General features: G+C 73.2%; 20 protein-coding genes. 11 read left to right on the top strand and 9 right to left on the bottom strand.

What is annotated here, in order from left to right:
• Positions 1 to 225: 225 nt before the first annotated feature.
• Positions 226 to 870, bottom strand: a complete 645-nt coding sequence (locus tag ACIPYQ_RS29910; protein WP_401256924.1) for a TetR family transcriptional regulator — start codon at positions 868 to 870, stop codon at positions 226 to 228.
• Between the two features lie 216 nt (positions 871 to 1,086).
• Between ACIPYQ_RS29910 and ACIPYQ_RS29905 the strand changes: the two genes are divergently transcribed.
• Positions 1,087 to 2,316, top strand: coding sequence for an acyl-CoA dehydrogenase family protein (locus tag ACIPYQ_RS29905; RefSeq protein WP_401256922.1), 1,230 nt, complete (start codon positions 1,087 to 1,089; stop codon positions 2,314 to 2,316).
• Between the two features lie 76 nt (positions 2,317 to 2,392).
• Here the strand turns inward: ACIPYQ_RS29905 and ACIPYQ_RS29900 are convergent, their stop codons facing one another.
• Both ACIPYQ_RS29900 and ACIPYQ_RS29895 read right to left on the bottom strand, forming a co-directional pair.
• Positions 2,393 to 3,193, bottom strand: a complete 801-nt coding sequence (locus ACIPYQ_RS29900; protein ID WP_401256920.1) for a hypothetical protein — start codon at positions 3,191 to 3,193, stop codon at positions 2,393 to 2,395.
• A gap of 63 nt (positions 3,194 to 3,256) precedes the next feature.
• Positions 3,257 to 3,694, bottom strand: a complete 438-nt coding sequence (locus ACIPYQ_RS29895; RefSeq protein ID WP_401256918.1) for an SRPBCC family protein — start codon at positions 3,692 to 3,694, stop codon at positions 3,257 to 3,259.
• Positions 3,695 to 3,850: 156 nt separating this feature from the next.
• Here ACIPYQ_RS29895 and ACIPYQ_RS29890 point away from each other — a divergent pair, with 156 nt between their 5' ends.
• A complete protein-coding gene (locus ACIPYQ_RS29890) occupies positions 3,851 to 4,036 on the top strand; it encodes a DUF5999 family protein (RefSeq protein ID WP_319730935.1) in 186 nt (61 codons plus the stop codon).
• Between the two features lie 158 nt (positions 4,037 to 4,194).
• On the opposite strand, the gene ACIPYQ_RS29885 is transcribed toward ACIPYQ_RS29890, so the two are convergent.
• Together ACIPYQ_RS29885 and ACIPYQ_RS29880 are read right to left on the bottom strand one after the other, a co-directional pair.
• The gene (locus ACIPYQ_RS29885) at positions 4,195 to 6,288 is read right to left on the bottom strand and encodes an ATP-binding protein (RefSeq protein WP_401256916.1); all 2,094 of its coding nucleotides are present in this window, start codon (positions 6,286 to 6,288) and stop codon (positions 4,195 to 4,197) included.
• Positions 6,289 to 6,351: 63 nt separating this feature from the next.
• Positions 6,352 to 7,320, bottom strand: a complete 969-nt coding sequence (locus tag ACIPYQ_RS29880) for a fibronectin type III domain-containing protein (RefSeq protein ID WP_401256914.1) — start codon at positions 7,318 to 7,320, stop codon at positions 6,352 to 6,354.
• Between the two features lie 181 nt (positions 7,321 to 7,501).
• On the opposite strand from ACIPYQ_RS29880, the gene ACIPYQ_RS29875 reads away from it, so the two are divergent.
• The 7 genes from ACIPYQ_RS29875 (at position 7,502) to ACIPYQ_RS29845 (ending at position 14,686) form a co-directional block, all read left to right on the top strand.
• Positions 7,502 to 9,094, top strand: a complete 1,593-nt coding sequence (locus ACIPYQ_RS29875) for an ABC transporter substrate-binding protein (RefSeq protein ID WP_401256912.1) — start codon at positions 7,502 to 7,504, stop codon at positions 9,092 to 9,094.
• A gap of 17 nt (positions 9,095 to 9,111) precedes the next feature.
• Entirely contained in the window at positions 9,112 to 10,077 is a 966-nt protein-coding gene (locus tag ACIPYQ_RS29870) for an ABC transporter permease (RefSeq protein WP_401257095.1), read from the top strand.
• Complete coding sequence (locus ACIPYQ_RS29865) at positions 10,070 to 10,987, top strand: ABC transporter permease (RefSeq protein ID WP_401256910.1); 918 nt, start codon at positions 10,070 to 10,072, stop codon at positions 10,985 to 10,987. Before ACIPYQ_RS29870 ends, ACIPYQ_RS29865 begins: the two co-directional genes overlap by 8 nt.
• 104 nt (positions 10,988 to 11,091) lie before the next feature.
• Positions 11,092 to 12,039 carry an oligopeptide/dipeptide ABC transporter ATP-binding protein gene (locus ACIPYQ_RS29860; RefSeq protein WP_401257093.1) on the top strand — a complete coding sequence of 316 codons (948 nt, stop codon included), beginning with the start codon at positions 11,092 to 11,094 and terminating at the stop codon, positions 12,037 to 12,039.
• Positions 12,032 to 12,691 (top strand): ABC transporter ATP-binding protein, encoded by a 660-nt coding sequence (locus ACIPYQ_RS29855; RefSeq protein WP_401256908.1) that lies wholly within the window; start codon positions 12,032 to 12,034, stop codon positions 12,689 to 12,691. Before ACIPYQ_RS29860 ends, ACIPYQ_RS29855 begins: the two co-directional genes overlap by 8 nt.
• Before the next feature lie 98 nt (positions 12,692 to 12,789).
• On the top strand, positions 12,790 to 12,984 hold the full coding sequence (locus ACIPYQ_RS29850; RefSeq protein WP_362237703.1) for a hypothetical protein: 195 nt from the start codon (positions 12,790 to 12,792) through the stop codon (positions 12,982 to 12,984).
• 136 nt (positions 12,985 to 13,120) lie between these two features.
• Entirely contained in the window at positions 13,121 to 14,686 is a 1,566-nt protein-coding gene (locus tag ACIPYQ_RS29845) for a hypothetical protein (RefSeq protein ID WP_401256906.1), read from the top strand.
• A gap of 63 nt (positions 14,687 to 14,749) precedes the next feature.
• Here the strand turns inward: ACIPYQ_RS29845 and ACIPYQ_RS29840 are convergent, their stop codons facing one another.
• Together ACIPYQ_RS29840 and ACIPYQ_RS29835 are read right to left on the bottom strand one after the other, a co-directional pair.
• Positions 14,750 to 18,541, bottom strand: coding sequence for a helix-turn-helix domain-containing protein (locus ACIPYQ_RS29840; RefSeq protein ID WP_401256904.1), 3,792 nt, complete (start codon positions 18,539 to 18,541; stop codon positions 14,750 to 14,752).
• A gap of 147 nt (positions 18,542 to 18,688) precedes the next feature.
• Positions 18,689 to 19,051 carry a hypothetical protein gene (locus ACIPYQ_RS29835; protein WP_361765693.1) on the bottom strand — a complete coding sequence of 121 codons (363 nt, stop codon included), beginning with the start codon at positions 19,049 to 19,051 and terminating at the stop codon, positions 18,689 to 18,691.
• A 352-nt stretch (positions 19,052 to 19,403) separates the two neighbouring features.
• On the opposite strand from ACIPYQ_RS29835, the gene ACIPYQ_RS29830 reads away from it, so the two are divergent.
• Positions 19,404 to 20,627, top strand: a complete 1,224-nt coding sequence (locus ACIPYQ_RS29830) for a nitrous oxide reductase family maturation protein NosD (RefSeq protein WP_401257091.1) — start codon at positions 19,404 to 19,406, stop codon at positions 20,625 to 20,627.
• Positions 20,628 to 20,661: 34 nt separating this feature from the next.
• On the top strand, positions 20,662 to 21,726 hold the full coding sequence (locus ACIPYQ_RS29825) for a methyltransferase (protein WP_401256902.1): 1,065 nt from the start codon (positions 20,662 to 20,664) through the stop codon (positions 21,724 to 21,726).
• A 102-nt stretch (positions 21,727 to 21,828) separates the two neighbouring features.
• Here ACIPYQ_RS29825 and ACIPYQ_RS29820 read toward each other — a convergent pair whose 3' ends face one another.
• Positions 21,829 to 22,086 carry an acyl carrier protein gene (locus ACIPYQ_RS29820; RefSeq protein ID WP_361765685.1) on the bottom strand — a complete coding sequence of 86 codons (258 nt, stop codon included), beginning with the start codon at positions 22,084 to 22,086 and terminating at the stop codon, positions 21,829 to 21,831.
• 13 nt (positions 22,087 to 22,099) lie between these two features.
• On the bottom strand, positions 22,100 to 23,287 hold the full coding sequence (locus tag ACIPYQ_RS29815; protein WP_401256900.1) for a SchA/CurD-like domain-containing protein: 1,188 nt from the start codon (positions 23,285 to 23,287) through the stop codon (positions 22,100 to 22,102).
• Positions 23,288 to 23,339: the final 52 nt, after the last annotated feature.

The following is a 23,339-nucleotide window of genomic DNA, read 5'->3' as shown; positions in this document are numbered from 1 at the left end:
GCCCCCCCGCGCGGCCGCGGCGGGCGCCCGCCCGCCCGGCCCCCGGGGGGGCGCGGGGCGGCCCCGCGCCGCGGGGGGGGGGGGGGCGGGGGGGGGGGCGCCCCCCCCCCCCCTGCCCGGCGGAGCCGGGTTCCTGGGGCTCCGCCCCAGACCCCGCGCCTCAAACGCCGGCGAGGCTGGATTGGCTCGGGGCGAACCGAAGAAGGGGGCCGGCGAGGCTGAAACCTAGAAGCCCGGGCCGTCTACGCGGTTGCCGGCCGAGGAGAGGCGGCCCCAGAGGAGGTCCGTGAGGCCGGCGACGAGCTCCGCGCGCTCGCAGGGCCGCTCGCCCAGCCACCAGTCACCGGCCGCGTGCATCATGCCGACGATGCCGTGGCCCCAGACCCGGGCCAGCCGTTCGCCGCCGGGCCCGAGGTCCACCCGCTCGCCGATCACCTCGGCCAGTTCCTCGCCGAGCCGGCGCAGCAGCGGCGCCGAGTGGAGCCCGACGTCGAAGCCGCGCTCCGCGCTGTGGGAGTCCTCGGCCGGGTGCATGAGGAAGCGGTAGACCTGCGGGCGGGCCTCGATGGCGGCGAGGTAGGTGTCGAGGGTCGACTCCACCCGGCGGCGCCGCTCGGCGGGGGCGTCGAGCGCGGCCCGCAGCGAGTCGAGCAGGGCGTCGGTGTGGCGCACGGCGAGCGCCTGGTAGAGGCCCGCCTTGTCCCCGAAGTGCCGGTACAGGATGGGCTTGGTGATGCCGGCCTCCGCCGCGATGGCGTTCATGGAGGCCTTCGGGCCGTCCCTGAGCACGACCCGGTCGGCGGCTTCGAGCAGTTCCCGACGGCGGCGCTCGGCCGCTCCCGTTTCGCCGGCCTGCTGAGTGGTCTCCATGACGTGTTTCTCTCCCCGCCCTTGCGATGTGCGTGACGCCCACGCAACGTAACACCCGGTACACCCCGGCGATTGAATCGGCGGCCGTCCCGCCGGGTGCCGGTGTCCGGATCTTCCCCGCTTGACAGCACTTACTCGCCGGTAACAGACTGTGGTCTCCGCGTAGGTTACCGCTAGTAACTTCCGCATGGACGAGTACAGACAGGTGGAGGGGACATGGCGGAGTTCACCATGGAGCTGAACGACGACCAGAAGCAGGTACGGGACTGGATCCACGGCTTCGCCGCCGATGTGATGCGCCCCGCGGCCGCCGAATGGGACGAGCGCGAAGAGACTCCCTGGCCCGTCATCCAGGAGGCCGCCAAGGTCGGCATCTACTCCCTGGACTTCTACGCCCAGCAGTTCTTCGACCCGACGGGCCTCGGCATCCCGATGGCGATGGAGGAGCTCTTCTGGGGCGACGCCGGCATCGCCCTGTCCATCGTCGGCACCGGACTCGCGGCCATCGGCGTCGTCGCCAACGGCACCGAGGAGCAGATCGGCACCTGGATCCCGCAGATGTACGGCACCCCGGACGACGTGAAGGTCGCCGCCTTCTGCTCCTCCGAGCCGGACGCCGGCTCCGACGTCGGCTCCATGCGCACCCGCGCGGTCTACGACCAGGCCAAGGACGAGTGGGTGCTCAACGGCACCAAGACCTGGGCGACCAACGGCGGCATCGCCAACGTCCACATCGTCGTGGCCGTCGTCGACCCCGAGCTCGGCACCAAGGGGCACGCCTCCTTCATCGTGCCGCCGAACACCCCCGGGCTGTCCCAGGGCCAGAAGTTCAAGAAGCACGGCATCCGCGCCTCGCACACCGCCGAGGTGGTGCTGGAGGACGTACGGATCCCCGGCTCCTGCCTGCTCGGCGGCAAGGAGAAGCTGGACGAGCGGCTCGCGCGGGCCCACGAGCGCGCCCGCAGCGGCGGCGGGGAGCGCGTGAAGAACGCGGCCATGGCCACCTTCGAGGCCTCCCGGCCGGCGGTCGGCGCGATGGCCGTGGGCACCGCGCGCGCGGCGTACGAGGTCGCCCTCGACTACGCGAAGACCCGTACCCAGTTCGGCCGCCCGATCATCGACAACCAGGGCGTGGCCTTCCAGCTCGCCGACATGCGGACGCAGATCGACGCGGCCCGGCTGCTGGTGTGGCGGGCCTCCTGGATGGCGGTCGCGGGCCGGCCGTTCGACTCGGCCGAGGGCTCGATGTCGAAGCTGTTCGCGAGCGAGATGGCCAAGAAGGTCACCGCGCAGGCGGTCCAGATCCTCGGCGGCAACGGCTTCACCCGCGAGTACCCGGTGGAGCGGATGCACCGGGACAGCGCGATCTACACCATCTTCGAGGGGACCAGCGAGATCCAGCGGCTGGTGATCGCCCGCACGATCTCCGGCATGCCGATCCGCTAGGCGCTAGGCGCTAGGCGCTAGGCGCTGGGCCTCGGTCGGGGGTGCGGGGTGCTGCCCCGCACCCCACCCCCCCACCTCAGTGCAGCGGTGTCAGGCAGTTGAGGGTGCCGTCGGGGCTGTACTCGGGGCGGGCCAGGTAGTCGCCCGCGGCGCAGGGCCCGGTGGTGGCCGTGGGCCGGCGCACCCGGTACTCGGCGGCCGGGGAGCCGCAGTCCGTCACGACGAGCTTCTGGTCCGTCCAGTCGCCCTTGTTGCGCACGCACTGTCCGGAGGTCAACGGGCGCGGCGTGTCGTCCCCGACCACCGCGCCGATCACGACCAGGGTCGGGATCGCGAGGAAGAGCAGCAGCAACGGGACGAGGAAGAGCAGAACCGGCACCCGGCGCCACATCGGCCTGCCCGGGTCGAGCGGCGGGCGGAAGCCGCCCGCCGGGGGAGCGAGCCGGCGGAAGGCCGCGCGCGGGCCGAGGTTCATCAGCAGGGTCACCGGCGTGATGAAGAAGGAGAGCGGACCCCACCAGCCCTGCCACAGGGTGTCCGAGGACATGCGGCGGTAGGTGGCGAGTCCGCAGTCGCGGCAGAACGGCCCGCGCATGCTCAGGGACCGCATCAGCACGATCATGCCCTGGTGGCCGCGTACGGTCGCGGGCGCGGCCGGCCAGGCCCCGCACAGGGCGCAGCCGTACCGGCCCGGCTGCGGGTGGGCCCCGTACGCGCCGTACGGCTGCTGCGGTCCGGTGAACACGGGGCCGCCGGCCGCGTTCGGCTGCTGCGATGCGTACGGGCCCGCCGGGCCGTACGGGCCCGCGGTGCCGTAGGGGCCCGCCGGGCTGTACGGGCCCCCGGCGCCCTGCTGCGGCGGTGGCGGAGTGGCCACGGAAGTCTCCTCGGTCGCTTGGTGATCACCGGCGCGGTGATCACGGCACCCTAGCCCGCGTCCTCAGGGGCGCAGCAGCCGGGCGAGGGCCCGCCCGAAGAGGAACCGGCCCGCCGCCGCGACCAGGGGGTCCAGGGCGCGGGGGAGGCCGCGCAGGCGCAGTTCCTCGCGCCAGTGGACCTCCGTGCCGCCCGAGGCGAGGGGCCGGGTCTCGATCTCCGCCCAGCCCGTCACGGACCGGCCGCGCTTCTCCAGGCGGACCAGCCCCGGCGATCCCTCCGCCGGGGGCTGCCAGAACACGACCTCCATGGGATCGTCGAAAGTGATCCTGCCCACACCCGTGCGCGCGGTGAAGATCGTTCCGACGTGCGTCGGGGGCGCGGTGTCGATGATCGTCTGCGTGAAGGGGACCTGCGAGCCGTGGCGCTCCCAGTCAGTGAGCCGCAGCCAGGTCTCGGCGGGCGGCCGGGACGTGCGGTGAACGATCCGGATACCGGGCATGAGCGCATGGTAATCGGGCATACACACCCTGAACTGGGCGGCGAATATGGGTTCCGCCCAGGGGTGGCGATCAGCAATACTCACCAGCCACCGTGGATCGCGGAATCGACCGGGTGACCACCGGCCCTCCCGCCCCACTTTGCGAGGAGGTGCGCCATGTGCTCCCACCAGCCACCCTGCCCATCCGCCGACAGCGCCGATCACGACGCCGCCCGCATCGTGGCCTCCCACCCCGAACAGGGCTGGAGCCTGCTGTGCAACGGGGTCGTGATCTTCGACGACACCGGTGAACTGCTCCCCGACAGCCGCACGGTGGAACCCCGCCGCCCGGCCCTGGTCTGAGCGAGGAGGCAGCATGCGCCAGCAGCTGATCCGCAAGCCCGTCCCCAAGCCCGCCCCTCGAGACCTGGACCTGCGCACACCGTCGGGCAGACCCCTCCCGTACTGACGGGAGCCCCGACGAAGCCGATCCAGTACGCACAGCGTCCACCGGCCGCTGCTCAGCCGGTGGGCGTCGCCGCGCCGCCCAGGAACGCCGTCTCGTACGCGGCGTCGCCGATCGCGGCCCGGGCCTGCCGCTCGCCCTGGTCCCGCAGGGCCGTCAGCGAGGGCGAGCCCATCTGCGGCCGGCCCACCGTGCGCCACCAGGCGTGCCCGGTGCCCAGCAGGCGCGCCGCCAGTTCCCCGTCGCCCAGCCCGGCCACCGCCGCGGCCAGCAGGTCCAGGCCCAGCGCGATGCCGAAGCGGTCGCCCAGCAGCCGTTTGCCGGAGAGCATCGCCCGCACGTGCCGGGCCGCCTCCCCGTGGTCGCCCAGGCCCAGCGCGGCCACCGCCAGGATGTAGTCCGCGTACGCCCGCAGCCAGCGTTCGCCCAGCTCCGCGCACGTCTCCCGCAGGGCCCGTGCCTCGTCGGTCGCCTCCTCGAACCGCCCCTGGTCGCACAGGGCGTAGCCGGTGGCCAGCTTGCACAGCAGCCAGCCCGGACCGCTCGTCCGCCCGCCGTGGCCCGCCCTGGCCCGTGGACCGGCCAGCACCAGCGCCCGTACGGGATTCCCGGGCATGAGGACCGACACCGCCTGCAGATAGGCCGCACGCAGCTCCCGCTCGGGATCCGCGAGCCGGGCCGCGTCCCGCGTGCACTCCTCGGCGATCCGCCCGGCCGCGTCCATGTCGCCCTGGAGCAGCAGGGTGAGCCCGAGGGCCCACTGGGCCTGGTTGTACGCGGCCCCCGTTGGCGGAGCGGCCCGCAGCGTCCGTTCCAGGAAGGCCCGGCCCTCGTGCACGTGCCCGCAGGCGAACCAGTAGAACCACAGCGCCCCGGCCATCTCCAGGGCCGCCGTCGGGTCGGCGGTGAGCAGGTGCTCCAGGGCCGTGCGCAGCTGCGCGTGCTCGGCGGTGATCCTGCGGTACCAGTCCACCTGCCCCGGGCCCAGCCAGCCCCGGTCGGCGGCCTGGGAGAGCGCCGCGTACCAGTGGGCGTGCCGGTCGCTCAGGAGCCGTGCCTCGCCGAGCTCGCCGAGCCAGTCGTGCCCGTACTCGCGGATCGTGTCGAGCATGCGGTAGCGGGCGCCGGCCCCCCGCTCGTCGGTGCGCAGGACCACCGACTTGGCGGCCAGCCCCGCCAGGACCCGCTCCACCCGGGCGGCGGGCAGCGGGCCGCCCGCGCAGACCGCGCGGGCCGCGGCCACGTCGAAGTCGCCGGTGAAGACGGAGAGCCGGGCCCAGAGCAGCCGTTCCAGCGGCTCGCACAGTTCGTGGCTCCAGCCGATCGTGGTCCGCATGGTCTGGTGCCGGGTCGGCAGGGCGGCCCGGACGCCCGACAGCACCTCGAAGCGCTCGCCGATCCGCTCGGCCGTCTGCTCCAGCGTCCACAACCGCAGCCGGGCGCCCGCGAGTTCCAGCGCGAGCGGGATGCCGTCCAGCCGCCGGCACACCTCGGCCGCGAGTGCGGTCCGTACGGGATCGGCGAAGACGGCCGCCGCCTGCGGGGTCGCGGCGAGGGCGCGGGCCCGGAAGAGGGCGAGGGCGTCGCTTTCGGGTCCCTCGCAGGGCAGCGGCCGCACCTCGAGGACCTCCTCGGTCGGGCAGCCGAGCGGCTCACGGGAGGTGATCAGGACCGTCAGCCCCGGTGCGGACTGCAGGAGTTCGCCGACCAGGTGGCGGCAGGCGGCCACCAGGTGCTCGCAGGTGTCCAGGACGAGGAGGAGCCGCCGGTCGGCCATCCACGCGCACAACTCCTCGTCGAGCGGGCGCGGGGAGTGGTCGGCGAGGCCGACGGCGTGCGCGACGGTCGCGGTGAGCAGGCCGGGATCGCGCAGCGGCGACAGCTCCACCCACCAGACGCCGTCGGGCCGGAGCCGGCGGGGATCGGCGACGGCCCGCAGCGCGAGCCGGGACTTGCCGACCCCGCCCACCCCCGTGAGGGTGATCAGCCTCCGCTCGTGCAACAGGTCGCCGAGGAGCCGGAGTTCGCGTTCCCGGCCCACGAAGCTCGCCGGTTCCGGCGGCAGGTTCCCCGGCACGCAGGAGCCCGGAGGGGGGTCGTCGTCCGCGGATTCTGGCTGATTGTCATTGACCGAGTACTCACCGAACACGGATGTATTGTGCGTGATCTTCTTATCCGACCGTGCCGTTCGGGCCGGATCGGTGCCGTAATTTCACGCCACGAGGGTGATCCGCCGCTCCGCGGAGAAGGCGCCCCAGTTGCCGTCGGGCAGCCTGGCCCGCAGTTTTACGGCCCATTCGGTGCCGGTCGGCTCCGCCACCGTGAGCCGGTGCTCCACCCGGCCGCTGGGTACGGCGCCGGCACCGAACTGGATGACGGTGGTGGCGCGTCCGTTGACGTACAGCTCGTACTCGGTGGTTTCGCGGCCCGTGTCCGGTGCGGTCCAGGTGAGCGTGACGGCCCCCGGCGAGGCGGCCGCGGCGAACTCGGCGGGGGCGGTGCCCGGCCCTTCGCCGGAGGCGGGCGGGGTCGTCACGTCCACGGCCGGCCCGTCGGGGGAGGAGTTGTCGGCCCCGTCCCGGGCCCGGACGGTGAAGGTGTAGACGGTGTCGGGGCGGAGCCCGCTCAGCGCGGTGCCGCTCTCGCCGGGACCGGCGGTGTGGATCCGGACGCCGCCCTGGTAGACGTCGTACGCCGTCACGCCCGTGTCGTCGGTCGCCGCGGTCCAGGACAGCGCGGCGGCCCGGGGCCCGGTCGCGCGGCCGGTGGTCGTGGCCGGGGCGGTGGGCGCAGTGTGGTCCTCGGCCTTGGCCGCCGGGGTGGTCGTCCGGGCGGCCGGGGCGGGCTCGGAGAGGTTCCCGGCGGCGTCCTCGGCCCGGACCGTGAAGGCGTAACCGGTCTGCGGGGCGAGGCCGGTGACGTCCACCATGGTCTGCCCGGCCGGGAGTTCGCGGACCAGCCGGTCCCCCTCGAAGACCCGGTAGCCGGTCACCCCGTCCCGGTCCGCCGCCGCGTTCCACATGACGTGCACGGTGGTGGCGCTGCCCGCCTGGGCGGTGAGTCCGGCCGGGGCGGGCGGGGGTTCGGTGTCGGGCGCGGTGCACGCGGTCAGGCCCGTGAGACCGGCGAGACCGGTGAGGATCAGGCGGAGGGCGAGCGTGGGGGCGGCTCTGCGTCGCACGGGGTGCCTTCCTCCGCTGCCGTAAAGGTCTAGACATATATGGCACGAGCGGCGCGGGCCCGGCAAGACCCCTGCGCCCGGGCGCCGGCGATGTGCCCCGGTTCGTCTTCTTCCGATGCTGTCTGGCATTATTGCCAGCTCTTTGCAATAACAGATGATTTTGAACAGGGATGTGCACAGCATGACGGCCCGGACAGTACGGGGAGCGGCCAGGGCGACCCTGGCCGCCGCACTCATCACGGGCGTGGCGGCCTGTTCCACCCCCGGCGCCACCGGCGCGGGCGGCGACGACGCGGTGGTGGTCGGCATCGCGACCGAGCCGGAGAGCCTCAGCCCGCTGCTGGGCTACGGCAAGGACGGCAACTCGAAGGTCTTCGACGGACTGCTCACGCACGACGCGGACATGAAGCTGAAGCCCGCCCTGGCCGAGGCCCTGCCGGAGGTCTCCGCGGACGGGCGCACCTACACCTACAAGCTGCGCGGGGGAGTGAAGTTCAGCGACGGGGCGCCCTTCTCCGCCAAGGACGTCGTCTTCACGTACCGGACGATCCTCGACGCGAAGACGAACAACGCCTCCAAGACCGAGCTGGACGCGATCGAGGGCGTCGAGGCGCGCGGCGAGGACACCGTCGTCTTCACCCTGAAGTACCCCTACGCCCCCTTCGCCGAGCGCACCGTGCTGCCGATCGCCCCCGAGCACATCGCGGGCAAGCAGGACGTCAACAGCGGTGACTTCACCACCAGGCCCGTCGGCACCGGCCCGTACGTGCTCACCGCCTGGTCCAAGGGCGAGAAGCTCAGCTTCAAGGCCAACCCCGGCTACTGGGGCGGCGAGCCCGCGGTGAAGAAGTTCACCATGGCCGTCGTCAAGGACGACGACGTACGCGCCACCCGGCTGCGCTCCGGCGAACTGGACGGGGCGATCCTCCCGCCGAACCTCGCCGAGGGCTTCGAGAAGGACGCCGCGCGCCGCACCCACGACGCCAAGACCTTCGACTACCGCAACGTGACCCTGCCGACGCACCACCAGGTCACCGGCGACGTGGCGGTCCGGCAGGCGCTGGACATCGCCGTGGACCGCACGGCCATGGTCGACAAGCTCCTGGAGGGCGCGGGCAAGCCCGCCTTCGGCCCGGTGCCGACCGACAGCCCGTGGTTCACGGCCGGTACCGAGCGCCGTCACGACCTCGACCGGGCGAAGCGGATCCTCGACGACGCCGGCTGGAAGGCGGGCGAGGACGGCATCCGCGTCAAGGACGGGGTCCGCGCCTCCTTCCCGCTCTGGTACACCTCCGGCGACAAGATCCGCCAGGACCACGCGCTCGCCTTCGCCTCCGACGCGAAGAAGGCCGGCATCGAGGTCAGGACGGAGGCCGGGACCTGGGAGGTCATCGAGCCCCGGATGAAGACCGACGCCGTCCTCGCGGGCGGCGGCTCCCCGGCCGACCCCGACTTCGACCAGTACCTGCTGCTCACCTCCTCCCTCGGCGGGGACGGCTTCAACAACATGGCCCGGTACGACAACCCGACCGTCGACAAGGCCCTCGACGAGGCCCGCAGGAGCGGCGACCCGGCCGTGCGCAAGGCTGCGTACGACACGGTGCAGCGCGAGCTCGTCAAGAACCCCGGCTACGTCTTCCTCACCCACATCGACCACCTGTACGTCGTGAACGACCGCTGGGAAGGGCTCACCACCCAGGTCGAGCCGCACGACCACGGCCTCGGCTCCGGCCCCTGGTGGAACGTGGAGAGCTGGAAGCCGAAGGACAAGTGAGCCTCCCCTGGGGGCCGATGGCGCGCATGGCGGGGCGGCGGACGCTCCTCGCCGCCCCGGTCCTGCTCGCCGTCACCTTCGGCGTCTTCGCCATCGCCGCGCTCTCCCCCTTCGACCCCGTGAAGGCCTACGCCGGCAGCGCGGGGCTCACCGCCTCGCAGGCCGAACTCGACCAGCTCCGTACCAACCTCGGCGTCGACCGGGCCCTGGTCCCGCGCTGGTGGGACTGGCTCACCTCGGCGGTCACCGGCGACCTCGGGACCTCCTCCGTCATGCGCCAGCCCGTCGCCGACGTCATCGGGGAGCGGGTGGGGTGGTCGGCACTGCTCGCCGCCTGCGCGTTCGCCGTGGCGGTACTGGCCGGCACGGTGCTCGGGGTGCTGGCCGCCCGCCGGCCGGGCGGCCCGCTGGACCGGCTCGTGTCCTCGCTCGCCTACACCCTGGAGGCCGCCCCGGCCTTCTGGCTCGGTCTGCTGGTCATCTGGTTCTTCTCGGTCCGGCTCGGGGCGCTGCCCTCGGGCGGTCTGACGGACGCCGGCAGCGACACCGTCACCTTCGGGCAGGTCGCCTCGCACCTGGTCCTGCCCGCCCTGGTGCTGGGCGCCTCCCAACTCCCCTGGTTCTTCCTGTACGTCCGCCAGGGCGTGGCCGACGCGCTGGCGGAGGACCCCGTACGCGGGGCCCGGGCGCGCGGCCTCGCCGAGCGCAGCATCCTGCTCGGGCACGGGCTCCGCTCCGGCATGCTGCCGATGCTCACGCTGATCGGCTCCCGGGTGCCGGAGCTGATCACCGGCGCGTTGCTGGTGGAGACCGTCTTCAGCTGGCCGGGCATCGCGGCGGCGACCGTACAGGCGGCCACCTCGGTGGACTTCCCGCTGCTCGCGGCCCTCACGGTGCTGGCCACGGCGGCGGTGCTGGCCGGGAACCTGCTGTCCGACCTGCTGTACGGGCTGGCCGACCCGAGGGTGGGCTTCGATGGCTGACACTCCGGCGACTTCGGCGACCTCCTCGACTCCGGCGGGCTCGACGACCGGGATGGCGTGGCGCCCGGCCGGGCGCACCCGGCGCTCCACCCGCACCCTGCGCGTGCGCACGTCGGCGGCGGTGATGGTGGTGATCGTGCTGGCGGTGTTGGTCGTTCCCCCGCTGGCGCAGCTGGACCAGCAGGCGGTCGACTTGTCGGCAAAGCTCCAACCGCCCTCGTGGACCCATCCCTTCGGCACCGACGACGTCGGCCGCGACCTGCTGCTGCGCTGCGTGTACGGGCTGCGGGTCTCCCTCCTCGTCGGCCTGGTGGCCGCCCTGGTCGCCACCGTGATCGGTACGGCGGTGGGCGCGGCCGCAGGCGCGCTGGGCGGCTGGACGGACCGGGTGGTGATGCGGGCCGTGGACACCCTGTCCGCGATCCCGCACCTGCTCCTCGGCATCTTCATCGTGGCGATGTTCCGGCCGGGCGTCTGGCCGGTGGTGGTCTCCGTGGCCGTCACCCACTGGCTGTCGACGGCCCGCATCGTCCGCGCGGAGGTCCTGTCCCTGCGCGGTCGCCCCTACGTGGACGCGGCCGTCTCCGGCGGCGCCTCCCGGTGGCGGGTCGCCGTACGCCACCTGGTGCCGGGTGTCCTGCCCCAGGCGGGCCTCGCCGCGGTGCTGATGATCCCGCACGCCATGTGGCACGAGTCAGCCCTGTCGTTCCTGGGCCTGGGGCTCCCCGCCCACCAGGCGAGCCTGGGCAGCCTCGTCCAGAGCGCCCGCGGCTCGCTGCTCGCCGGCGACTGGTGGCCCACCCTCTTCCCCGGCCTCCTCCTGATCGTCCCGACACTGGCCATCGCCGGCCTCGCGGGCGCCTGGCGCGAGCGCCTGAACCCCCGCCGCCGCTCGGAGCTGACGCTGTGACCCCCGCGCCCCCCGTCACCGCACGCTCCGCCGGGGCCGACGGTCCCCGCCCCGGCCCGGCCGGGCCCGTCCTGCGCGTCGACGGGCTCTCCGTCCGCTTCCGCATGCCGGCGGGCCGGTACGTCGAGGCCGTCACCGGCGTCACCTTCTCCCTGGCGCCCGGGGAGTGCCTCGCCCTGGTCGGCGAGAGCGGCTGCGGCAAGTCCGTCCTCGCCTCCGCCCTGCTCGGCCTGCTGCCCGGCAACGCCGAGACCGCGGGGTCGGCCCGGCTCGCCGACGGCCTGGACGTGCTCGCCGCCGACGAGCGCACCCTGGCCCGTGCCGTACGGGGCCGGCGCATCGGGCTGGTCCCGCAGAGCCCGGCCGCGCACCTCACCCCGGTCCGCACCATTCGCGCCCACCTGCAGGAAACCGTGCGCGAACTGGCCGCAGACACCGACCGGGCGCCCGCCCCCGGCGCATCCGGCCGGCCCGCCCGTCGCAAGCGGTTCGGCAAGGCCGCCCTGCGCGCGGCGGCGGAGGCGGCCGGCGCGCGGGCCGCCTTCCCCGCCACCCACCTCGACCACCACCCGCACGAACTCTCCGGCGGGCTCGCCCAGCGGGCCGCCACCGCCCTCGCCCTCGTCGGCGACGCGCCGCTGCTCATCGCCGACGAGCCGACCACCGGCCTCGACCGCGACCTGGTCCGGCGCACCGTCGACGAACTGCGCGCCCACACCCGTGACGCCGGCCGCGCCCTGCTGATGATCACGCACGACCTCGCGGCGGCCGAGCGGATCGCCGACACCGTCGCCGTCATGTACGCCGGGAGGATCGTCGAAACCGGTCCGGCCGAGTCCTTCTTCGGCACTCCCGGTCCCCGCCACCCCTACGCCCGGGGCCTCCTCGACGCCCTCCCCGAACGTGCTTTCAAGCCCGTCCCCGGGGCGCCGCCCGAGCTGGGCGCGCTCCCGCCGGGCTGCGCCTTCGCCGCCCGGTGCGCGGCCGCCGACCAGGTCTGCCGCAGCCGGCGGCCCGTGCTCACCGAAGGGGTGGCCTGCCACCGTGCTTGAGCTCAAGGACATCACCGCGGGCTACGACCGCCGCGCCCCCGTGGTCCGGGGCGCACACCTGACCCTGCGGCCCGGCGAGTCGCTCGGCCTGCTCGGGCCGAGCGGCTGCGGCAAGTCCACCCTGGCCCGGGTCGCCGCCCTGCTGCACCGTCCCGACCGGGGGACCGTCGCCTTCGACGGCCGCGCCGTGACCGGCTTCTCCCACCGGGCCCCGCGCTCCCTGCGCACCGCGGTCGGCGTGGTCTTCCAGCAGCCCCGGCTCTCCGCGGACCCCCGCCTGCGACTGCGCGACCTCGTGGCCGAACCCCTCCGCGCGACGGGCCGGCGCGAGGATGTGGCGGTACGGGTGCCCGAGTTGGCGGAGCGGGTCGGCCTCGGCGCGGACCTGCTCGCCCGCCGTCCCCACGAGGTCAGCGACGGCCAGCTGCAACGCGCCTGCCTGGCACGCGCGATGGTGCTGCGGCCGCGCTGGCTGGTGTGCGACGAGATGACCGCGATGCTGGACGCCTCCACCGCCGCCGCCCTCGTCGCGGTCGTCGAGGAGTACCGCGCCGAGAGCGGGGCCGGACTCCTCGCCGTCGGCCACGATCCGGTGCTGCTCGGTCGCTGGTGCGGCCGCACGACCCACTGGAACGAGATCGTCAAGGACTGACCGCCCGTCACGGACGGTCAACACCCGTACGGCGGACACGTGTTTCGCCCGAAGGCACCCCCTCCTGCGCCACCATGGCGGCGAGTAAGGAGGTTTCGATGGTGATTTCCCTCTCCGTGGTCGTCCTGCTCCTCATCCTCGCCTGGATCTTCCTGCGCAGCGGCGGGCTCAAGTTCTCGCACGCGCTGGTCTGCGTGCTGCTCGGCTTCTACCTCGCGAGCAGCAGCATGGCCGCGACCATCCACAACGGACTGACGGCCACCGCGAACGTGGTCTCCAGCCTCCACCCCTGAGCTTGATCTTCTGTTGCGCCTTCGTGAATCATCCGGCGCATCCATGGACTCCTCGGGCACTGCGATCTAGCGTCTGGCCGCGGCGCGATGTCAGACGCAATGTCAACAAGACCGAAGAGACAGGGAGGAAGTCCGGATGTTCCGAAGAGCGCTGAACTGCGCCGTGGTGCCGGTCGTCGCCGCCTTCACGGTGATGTACGGCGGCTCGCCGGCTCAGGCCGAGGAGATACCCAAGGCCCCCGGCCACCGCCTGATCAGCCACTACGACGGCAGCCCCGCGGCCGCCGCACCGCTGCCCGGCGAGGCGCCGCCGCAGCACCCCCACCTCGCGCCCAACGGCCGCAGCGGCATGCACTCCGACGCGGCGGGCAGCGCCACGGCCCCCTGGTCGGGGCCGCTCGGCAAGAACCTGCAGGTGACCAGCGAGAAGATAGCCGCGCTGGGCGGCGAATGCGCCACCGCCACCTTCGACGCGGGCGGCCGCCTCGTCACGGTGTGCGGCACCTTCTCGGGCTTCAAGGTCAAGCTCCTGGAGCCGCGCACGCTCGCCACGCTCGCGGAGTACCAGCTCCCGCAGCGCTCCTCGACGGTCGAGGCGATCACCTCGCTCGACTTCGCGAAGATCTTCAAGGACACCTCGGGCGGCGCCTACTTCTACCTGGACGACCAGGACCGGGCCGTGCTGGCCGACTCCCGCCAGCACATCCTGCGCCTCGCCCACTCCCAGAGCCCCGACGGGAGCTGGAAGTTCACGGTCGACGACGACTGGGACCTCACCGGCCAGGTCCCGCACGACTGCGTGACCTGGACCAACCTGCGGCCCAGTGGCACGTGCGACCCCGTCACCTCCGTGATGCCCGACTGGGACGGCCGCATCTGGTGGGTCACCCGCCAGGGCCGGGTCGGCACCGTGGACCCGGCGACCTCGGTGATCCGCTCCGTGCGGCTGCCGGGCGAGGAGATCCAGAACTCCTTCTCGGTCGCCGAGGACGGCGTCTCCATCGTCTCCGACCACGCGCTCTACAGCTTCCTCGCCGCCGCCGACGGCACCCCCGAGGTGCAGTGGCGCCAGACGTACGACCGCGGGACCGCCGCCAAGCCCGGTTCCGTCAACCAGGGTTCGGGAACCACCCCGGACCTCTTCGGCAACGGCTACGTCGCCATCACCGACAACGCCGACGACCGGATGAACGTCCTGGTCTACAAGCGGGGCACCGACGTCCCGGCCGACCGGCGGCTGGTCTGCAAGGTGCCGGTGTTCGGCTCCGGCGCCTCGACCACCGACAACTCCCTGATCGCCTGGGGCAACAGCATCGTCGTCGAGAACAACTACGGCTACGAGAACCCCACCACCCTGCTGCTGGGCAAGTCGGTCGTGGGCGGCGTGACCCGCATCGACGTCCGGGCCGACGGCAGCGGCTGCGACACGGTGTGGGAGAGCGCGATCCGCGCTCCCTCCGTGGTCCCGAAGCTCTCCACCGCGAACGGGCTGCTCTACTTCTACGAGAAGGAGCCCAACTTCTGGGGCATCGACGGCTGGTACCTCACGGCCGTGGACTTCCGCACCGGTGAACGCCGCTGGCGCCAGCTGACCGGAACCGGCCCGCTCTACGACAACAACTGGGCCCCGATCACCCTCGGCCCCGACGGCACCGCGTACGTCGGCGTCTTCAACGGCATCGTCGCGGTCCGCGACAGCTGACCCGACGGACCGCCGGCCTCCGAGACCACCCGGAGGTCGGCGGGCGGTGTCGGGCCGGGCAGGTCACTCCCGCAGCCGCCCGATCGCCGCCAGCCGCGCCCCGACGTCCAGGTTCCACAGCCGTACGGTGCCGTCCGTGCTGCTGCTGGCCACCGTCTGCCCGTCGGGGGAGAAGACCACGCCCCACACCGCGCTCGTGTGGCCGGACAGCGTGGCCACCGTCCGGCGTGCGGTCACGTCCCACAGCCGTACCGTACGGTCGTTGCCGCTGCTCGCCAGCGTGCGCCCGTCGGGGGAGAAGGCGATGCCCCGCGCGGAGCCGGTGTGGCCGGACAGCGCCGCCCGGAAGCGGTGGCGGTGCGCGTCCCACAGCCGTACGGTCCCGTCGTTGCCGCTGCTGGCGAGGGTCAGGCCGTCCGGGCTGAAGGCCACCCCGCGGACCGCACCCGTATGGCCGGTGAGGGCGGCCAGCGGGCGGCGCCCGGCCACGTCCCAGAGACGGACCGTCAGATCGTCGCCGGCGCTCGCCAGGGTGCGGCCGTCGGGGCTGAACGCCACGTCGTTGGCGAAGTCCGTGTGCCCGGGGAGCGTGGCGATCGGGCGGCGCGCCACGGCGTCCCACAGCCGTACGGTGCCGTCCGAGCCGGCCGAGGCGAGCGTCCGCCCGTCGGGGGAGAAGGCCACGGCGAAGACGGTCCCGCCCAGCCCGGCGAGCGTCGCGGACGGTCCGCCCGCCACGACGTCCCACAGCCGTAGGGTGCCGTCCGAGCCGGCCGAGGCCAGGGTCCGCCCGTCGGGGGAGAAGGCCACCGAGAACACCGTCTCGCTGTGACCCTCGAAGGTGGCGAGCACCCGGCGCTCCGCCACGTCCCACAGCCGGACCATGTGATCCGCTTCCGCGGTGGCCAGCAGCTTTCCGTCCGGGCTGTACGCGGCGTGCCAGATCTCCGAGAACGGCCGCGAGGCCAGCACCGCGCCCCGCAGGTCCCACAGCACCACCGACTGGTCGAAACCGGCGGTGGCCAGCATCGCGCCGCGCTGGTCCACGGCCACCCCGAGCACGTAGTCGGTGTGCCCGGCGAGCGTCGCCGTCAGCCGGCCGCCGGCCACGTCCCACAGCCGGGTCGTCCCGTCCCCGCCCGCGCTGACGACCGTGGTTCCGTCCGGGGTGTAGGCGACGCCGTTGACGTCGTCGCTGTGCCCGGTCAGCGTCGCGGCCGTCCGCCGGGCGGCCACGTCCCACAGCCGTACGGTCCGGTCGACGCCTCCCGTGGCGACCGTGCGGCCGTCCGGGGCGAACGCCGCCCCCAGCACCTCGTCGGTGTGCCCGGTGAGCACGGCCAGCGGACGCGCGTCCACCGGATCCCACAGCCGTACGGTCCGGTCGGCGCCAGCCGAGACCAGCGTCCGGCCGTCCGCGGCGTACGCGAGGGCGTTGACCCGCCCGGTGTGGCCCGCGAGGGAGGCGACGGCCCGGTGGTCCCCGGCGGTCTCCCACAGCCGTACCGTCCCGTCGGCGCCGGCGACCGCCAGCGTCCGCCCGTCGGGGGCGAAGGCCACCGCCCGGGCGCCCTCCGTACTCGCGGGGAGCACCCCCGTCGCACGGTGGCTCACGGCGTCCCAGAGGCGCGCCGGCCCGTCCGTGGAGGCCGCCGCGAGGGTCCGCCCGTCCGGGCTGACGGCGACCGCGCGGACCCGTCCGGGCATGGTGAAGGTCGCGAGGGTGCGGCGGTCGGCCACCTGCCGCAGGGTCACCGTGCCGTCGGAACTGGCCGTCGCCAGCGCGCCGTTGCCCGGTGAGAAGGCCACCGCGTTGACCGGCCCGCCGTGCCCGCCCAGGCGGGCGATGAACGGCTGGGACTGGGTGCTCAGCAGGGCGCCCCGGGCCTCGGTCGTCGGCGCGGTCCGGTAGGCCTCCCCGGCGAGCAGCATCGACGCCTCCGGCTGGCCGGCGGCCAGCGCCGCCGACTGCAGGGCGAGCGCCCGCGAACGGGCGACGCGCTCCTGGCCGAGGGCACCCGCGCGCTGCTGGTAGGCCAGGCCGCCGGCGCCCACCGCGAGCACCAGCAGGACGACGAGCGTGGCCAGCATCCGCTGCCGCAGCCGCACCTGGCGCCCGGCCTGCCGCTCGCGGCTGTCGTGCGCCTCCTGGCCGGCCCGGAGGAAGGCGGCCTCCAGGGGGCCGAGCCGGCTCCGGCCGTCGAGCTCGTCGGCCCAGGAGCGCGCGGTGTCCAGCCGGGTCCCGCGGTAGAGCGCCGACGGGTCCCGGCCCTCGCGCTCCCACTCGGCGGCGGCGTGGGCCAGCTGCTGGTGGATCAGGAGCCCGGCCCGGTCGGCGTGGATCCAGCCGCGCAGCCGTGGCCAGGCGTGCAGCAGGGCCTCGTGGGTGATCTCGACGGTGTCGCTGTCCATGGTGATCAGGCGGGCCCGTACGAAGGTGTCGAGCGCGGCCGCGGCGGGGCCCGCGTCGGCCAGTTGGTCCATCAGCGCGGTCCGGCTCATCCGGCGCCGCGCCGCGCCCGTGCCGTCGGCCACGTGCACCAGCCGCACCAGGACGCGGCGCAGCGTGTTCTGCTCGGCCGGGTAGAGGCGGGCGAACACCTCCTCGGCGGTGCGGGCGATCGCCCCCTGGATGCCGCCGGTGCGCTCGTACCCGGCGACGGTCAGGGTGGAGCCCTCGCGCTGCTGCCAGGTGGCCCTCAGCGCGTGCGAGACCAGGGGCAGCGCACCCGAGGGCGTACGGTCGGGCGGATCGTCACGCAGGCCGACATCGCGCAGCAGCAGCGGGACCAGGCCCGGTTCGAGGGTGAGACCGGCGAGTCCGGCGGGCCGGGTGATCGATTCCCGGAGCTCCGCGAGGGACATCGGGGGCAGGACGAACAGCCCGCCGGTGAAGACCGGGGCCAGCTCCGGAAGGTCCAGACAGTTCCCGGAGAAGTCCGCCCGTACGCCGAGCACCACGACGGCGGGGTCGTGCGCGGCCGGCAGCGCCGGACCGGAGGCGGCCAGGGTGCAGAGCACCCGGACGAACGCGCGCCGCTCCTCCTCGTCGGAGCAGAGCGTGAACAGTTCCTCGAACTGGTCGACGAGCAGCACCGGCCGGGGCGGAGGCGGCCGCCGGTCCCCGGAACCGGCCGGAGGCCGCTCCGTCAGCCGGTGGACGGCTTCGAGCAGCGCGTGCGGATGGTCCCGCAACTCCCGTGCCGTGATGCCGAGATCGCTGCCCAGGACCTTCGAGGTGCAGTCGAGCAGTTCCTCCAGTGGATGCGCGGTGGGAGTGAACCGCACCACCGGCCACGTGTCGGCGCCCGGCATCGGGAAGCCGCCGCCGCGCCGCAGCGCCGGTACGAGACCCGCGTTGAGCAGCGAGGACTTGCCCGCGCCCGACGGGGCGACCAGCATCAGCGGGCCGACGCCGACCCGCCCGAAGACCCGTTCGACCAGGTCGGCCGTCGCCCGCTCGCGGCCGAAGAACCACTCGGCGTCCCGCGCGGTGAAGGCCGGCAGGCCGGGGTACGGACACCCGCCGTCCGCCGGCGGCCCGGCGTCGGCGGGGCCTTCGGTGCCGGCGTCGGGCGCTCCCGTCTCCCGGACCATCGCCAGCAGTTCACCTCCGGCCCGCAGCACGTCGTCGCAGCGCCGCGCGACGTCGACGGTGACGCGCTTCGAGCCGGTCTCGATCTTGCTGAGATAGCCCTTGCTGTAGTGCGTCTGCCGCGCGAGGTCCGCGAGGGACAGGCCGCGTTGCACCCGCAGACGTCTCAGCTGCGCGGGGAAGTGCACCGACGTGTCGTCGGATGCCTGCTGGTGATCGGTCTTCCGCCGGCGGTCCGGATCCCCCAAAACATCCCCCATGGCAATGCGCGCCCAGGCAGCGAGATGGCACCGCCCAGGCTACCGCGGGGGTACGGCGGAAGAGTGGATCTTCCAGCCGGTATGACGGGAAATGGAGCCCCGGGAGCCGCCCGCGCGGCGGCTCCGGAAGCCCTTGCCGCGGGGGTGCTACCGGTTGAGACGGATCGAGTTGATCGGCGTGAGGTCGGCGTAGACACCGGTCTTGGCGGCGATGGGGCTGCCGCAGCCCGCGCCGTTGGAGCCGGTGCACAGGTTTGCGGTCGCACCGCCGTACTGATTGTTGAGCACCCAGTGGTTCCCGAACTGGTTGCTCAGATTGTGGGCCCCGTACGAGTAGAAGACGTGCGTCGGCTTGACGGCCGGGTTCTGGTTCTGAGGGTAGATGCAGACCGCCCCCTCCGGGCATCCGGCCCACGCGTCGACCGGCTTGGCCTCGACCGAACCGCTGAGCGCGAGGACGGCGGTGGCGGCGGTCGCGAGGGCGGCGGCGCCGCGGAACATCTTGCGCATGATTTCTCCTGGTGGTTCTCGTCTCCTGCGGACGGCTTCAGCCTGCCCCCGCCGGGGGCGGCGGTCGACGGGTTGCCCGTTGCCCCTTGCCGGATCCCCCGGGAAACCCCCTGCGACCAGCCCGGTCGAGGGGCCGAGGGCAACGGCGCGCGTCGCGTCCCCGGCTCCGGGTGACGAGGCGTCACGGCGCGACGGCGGAAGGGCCGTCGCGGCGCGTCCCGCGATCCACTCCTCCGGAGGTCAAATTGCGCCGTTTGCCCACGGCATGTATCCATCCGCTTACCCAATGTGGCGAATCGCCCTCATCGCCCATAACTTCTGCATCGTGACGAACCGACAAATCAAGTCCCTCATGTGCATCGCAGTCGTCATGGCCGCAGGGCTCGGCGTGGCCGCGCCACCCGCCGCCGCGGCCGGACGGCGAGTACACCCGGGCGACTCGATCCAGGACGCGGTGAACGCCGCCCGACCGGGCGACATCATCACCGTGATGCCCGGCACCTACTACGAGAACGTGCTGATCACGAAGCGGCTGACCCTGCGGGGGTTCGGCGCCCGCACGGTGATCAAGCCGCCGATCACCCAGGCCGCGCCGGCGGCACCCGCAGCGCCGGCAGCACCCGCAGCACCCGCAGTGCCTGCGGCACCCGCAACCCCTGTGGCACCTGTGGTACCTGTGGTACCTGTGGTACCCGCAGTACCCACGACACCCGACTCGTCGTCCGACGAAGAGGACGGGGACACGCGGGCCGCGCAGAGCGCACCGGCGGCCCCCCTGAGCGAGGCCACCGCCTGCTCGCAGGCCGACACCGGGATCTGCGTCATGGGGACGCCGGAGCAGAGCGTGGAGGGGGTGAGGATCCGCTCGCTGACCGTCTCGGGCTTCAAGCGCAACGGCATCTGGGCCTCCTACACCGACCGGCTCAGCGTCGAGCGGGTGATCTCCGAGAAGAACGGCACCTGGGGCATCGCCCAGGAGCGGTCCACCCGCGGGGTGTTCCGCGGCAACACCGCCCGCGACAACGCCGAGTCGGGAATCTTCATCGCCAACACCGTCGCGCGGGAGGGCGGTGCCACCGACACCCTGGGCGCGGTGGTCCGGCGCAACACGCTGACCGGGAACCGGATCGGAGTCACGGTCAGGCGCGTCAGGAACCTCTCCGTCAGCGGCAACCTCCTCACCGGCAACTGCGGCGGCGTGTTCGTCGTCGGCGACGAGGGAGAGCCGGGTGCCGGAGCCATGACCATCCGCGGCAACCGGATCCACGAGAACAACAAGTTCTGCAAGGGCAACAGCCGCCTCCCCGACATCCAGGGCGTCGGCATCGTCCTCACCGGGGCCGAGGAGACGGTCGTACGGGGGAACTCCATCCGCGGCAACGTCGGCGCCTCCCCCCTGTCCGGCGGAATCCTGCTGTTCAAGAGCTTCGTGGGCGCGACGAACACCGACAACGTCATCCAGGACAACGTGGTGCGGGACAACCAGCCGGCCGACATGGCCAACCAGGGGACCGGCTCGGGCAACCGGTTCGTAGGCAACCGGTGCGGGACCTCCGTACCGGCCGGAATGTGCTGACCGTGCTCCACCTCATCAGAAGAATCGAGGCCGTATGACCACGGTAAGTTCCACCCCCACCCCGGCCACCGTTCCCGTACCCCCGCACACCCCCCAGCCGGGCATGCGCCTGCGGGAGCTCGTCTTCGGGGCGGCCTGCGCCGCTGCCGTACGGGCCGCCGCCCGCCTCGGCGTGGCCGACGCCCTCGGGTCGGAGCCCGCCACCGCCGCCGAGCTCGCGGCGGCGGTGAACTCCGAGGCCCGGCCACTGGAACGGCTGCTCCGCACCCTGGCCTGCTACGGGATCTTCGAGGAGACCGAGGACGGGAAGTTCGTCCACACGGAGATGTCCCGGCTGCTGCGCGAGGACGATCCGCAGAGCCTGCGCTACATCTCCCTGTGGTGCACGGAACCCTGGACCTGGCAGGCCTGGCCGCGCCTCGACGACGCCGTGCGCTCCGGCGGGAGCGTCTTCCAGGACCTCTACGGCAAGGGGTTCTTCCAGTACCTGCACGAGGACGCGCACGAGTCGGCCCACGTGTTCAACCGGGCAATGACCACCTCCAGCATGCAGTCGGCGCTGGACGTCGCGGAGCTCCTGGACCTCACCGGGGTCTCCGTGGTCGCCGACATCGGCGGCGGCCAGGGCCACGTACTGGCGAGCCTGCTGGAGAAGCACCCGACGGTGCGCGGCGTCCTGCTCGACCTGCCGGGCGTGGTGGCGAAGGCGGATCCCCGGCTGCGGGACGGCGGTCCGCTCGCCGAGCGGACCGGCATCGTTCCCGGGGACTGCCGCGAGGCCATCCCGGTCGAGGCCGACATGTACATCATCAAGAACATCCTGGAATGGGACGACGAGAGCACCCGCCGGACCCTGCACAACGTCGTCTCCGTGGCCCGCCCCGGAGCCAGGGTCGTCATCATCGAGAACCTGGTCGACGACACCCCGTCGATGAAGTTCACCACGGCCATGGACCTGCTGCTGCTCCTCAACGTGGGCGGAGCGAAGCACACCAAGGAGAGCCTCTGCACCCGGATGCGGGACGCGGGGCTGGTGATCGGCGAGATCCGTCCGGTCAACCCGTACCTGCACGCGTTCGAGTGCACCGTGCCCGAGTGATTCCGGGTCCCCCGCGCGCCACAACGCCCCGAGACCGGCGGGACGAGCCGGTCTCGGGGGCGTCGGCACGACGGACGGGCGGTGCCCGTCCGTCCGAACGCGTCAGGCCTTGGTCGCCAGGGCGTTGTTGACGAGGTCCAGGAACTCGCGCGGCGACTTGCACCGGTCCGCGTCGGCGGGCAGGGGCCGGCTGTGCCGGTTCTCCAGCTCGCCGACGATGCCGAGGAGACCGAGGGAGTCGAGCCCCCACTCGTCGAAGCCCGAGTCGGGGCGGCTCGCCATGGCCGCGGGGTCGACGTTCACGCCGGCCCCCTTCTTCATCAGGGCGGCCAGTTCTTCCATGGTCAGTCGAGGGGTCATGACGGCCTTCTCCTCAGGCTTGGTCCGGCGTACGCCGGTCGGTGATCAGGCGCATTTCAGAGCGCGCGAGGAAGTGTGCGATCTCCGGGTCGGTGGTGGGGACGCCGTCCTTGGCGCTGTCGAGCAGCCGGGCCAGCACGGCCGCCTTGTGGCCGCCCTCGACGCCGAGCGTCAGGGCCGGCCGGGCGTCGAGCGGGCCCCGCATGTCGAGGAGCCGGACGACGATGTCGTCGCGCTGGAACAGGGTGCTGGCCTCGATCGGGTTGGCCGGGTCGTCCACGGCCGCCTCGTCCTGGCCGGCGAGCAGCTCGGCGAGTGCCATGCCGCACCCGTTCTTGGCGGGGTAGAAGAGCGCGTGCCGCCGGACGTCCGCGTGCTCGCGGCCGGCGCCCGCCACATGGTGCACCGCGGGGAGCGCCGCACGGGTGAAGAACATCCGGGCGGATCCCGGGTCGCTGAGGTCCCGGTCCTGTTCCAGATACGGGTTGATGGCCTCCTCCAGGGCCTGCACCTCGGGCTGCAGGGCCACGTGGCGCAACGCCGCGAGGAGGTCGCCCTCCACCTCGACCGCCCGTACGACCCGGTTGCCGTGCATGAAGAGCGAGGTGCGCCGCAGCCGGGTGTTCTCGTCGACCCGAGCCTGCGGGGAGGTGTACCCGGCGAGCAGTTCCGCCACGACGGGTTCGCTGCCCGGCTTCACGGTGAAGGTGAGGGCGTGGCGGACCACGCCGTCCCCGCGCCGCGGGGCGACCCGGAGGCGGTCCCCGGGCCGGTCCTCGAAGTGCGCGGAAGCGGCGTCGGGGCCGAACACGGCTTCGGAGTCGGGGGACGGGTCGGCGAGGGAGACGGGGACGGAGTCCTCGCCGGTCACCCGCAGCACGCTGAAACGCAGCGAGCGCGTGTCCCGTACGCAGCCGTGGAGCGGATGCACCGACGCGACGTGTTCCTCGCTGTTGACCCAGGCCAGGAACCGCGGTGCGCTCTCCCACTCGCTGGTGATGAGCCACTGCGAGGGGTTCTCGATCGACTGGCACAGCTCGTCGCGGATGTGTCCGGGGACGGAGGACACCTGCTTGCGGAGATGCTCGTAGACCTCCAGGAACTGGTTCTGCGCTCCGTCGTACAGATCCAGCAGCAGCACGACCCGAAGCCTCGAGCCGTCGAAGGCGGACTGGGATATCCGTTCCGACAAGGTTGTCATCGTTCACACTCCTTCGAGACCACACGGTCGCCACGGGGCGGCGCCACCCGAA

The sequence above is a fragment of the Streptomyces sp. NPDC090045 genome, from assembly GCF_044747975.1.
Taxonomy (GTDB): domain Bacteria; phylum Actinomycetota; class Actinomycetes; order Streptomycetales; family Streptomycetaceae; genus Streptomyces.
Note: the sequence above shows the minus strand (reverse complement) of the source record. Positions and strands in the feature narration are given on the sequence as shown.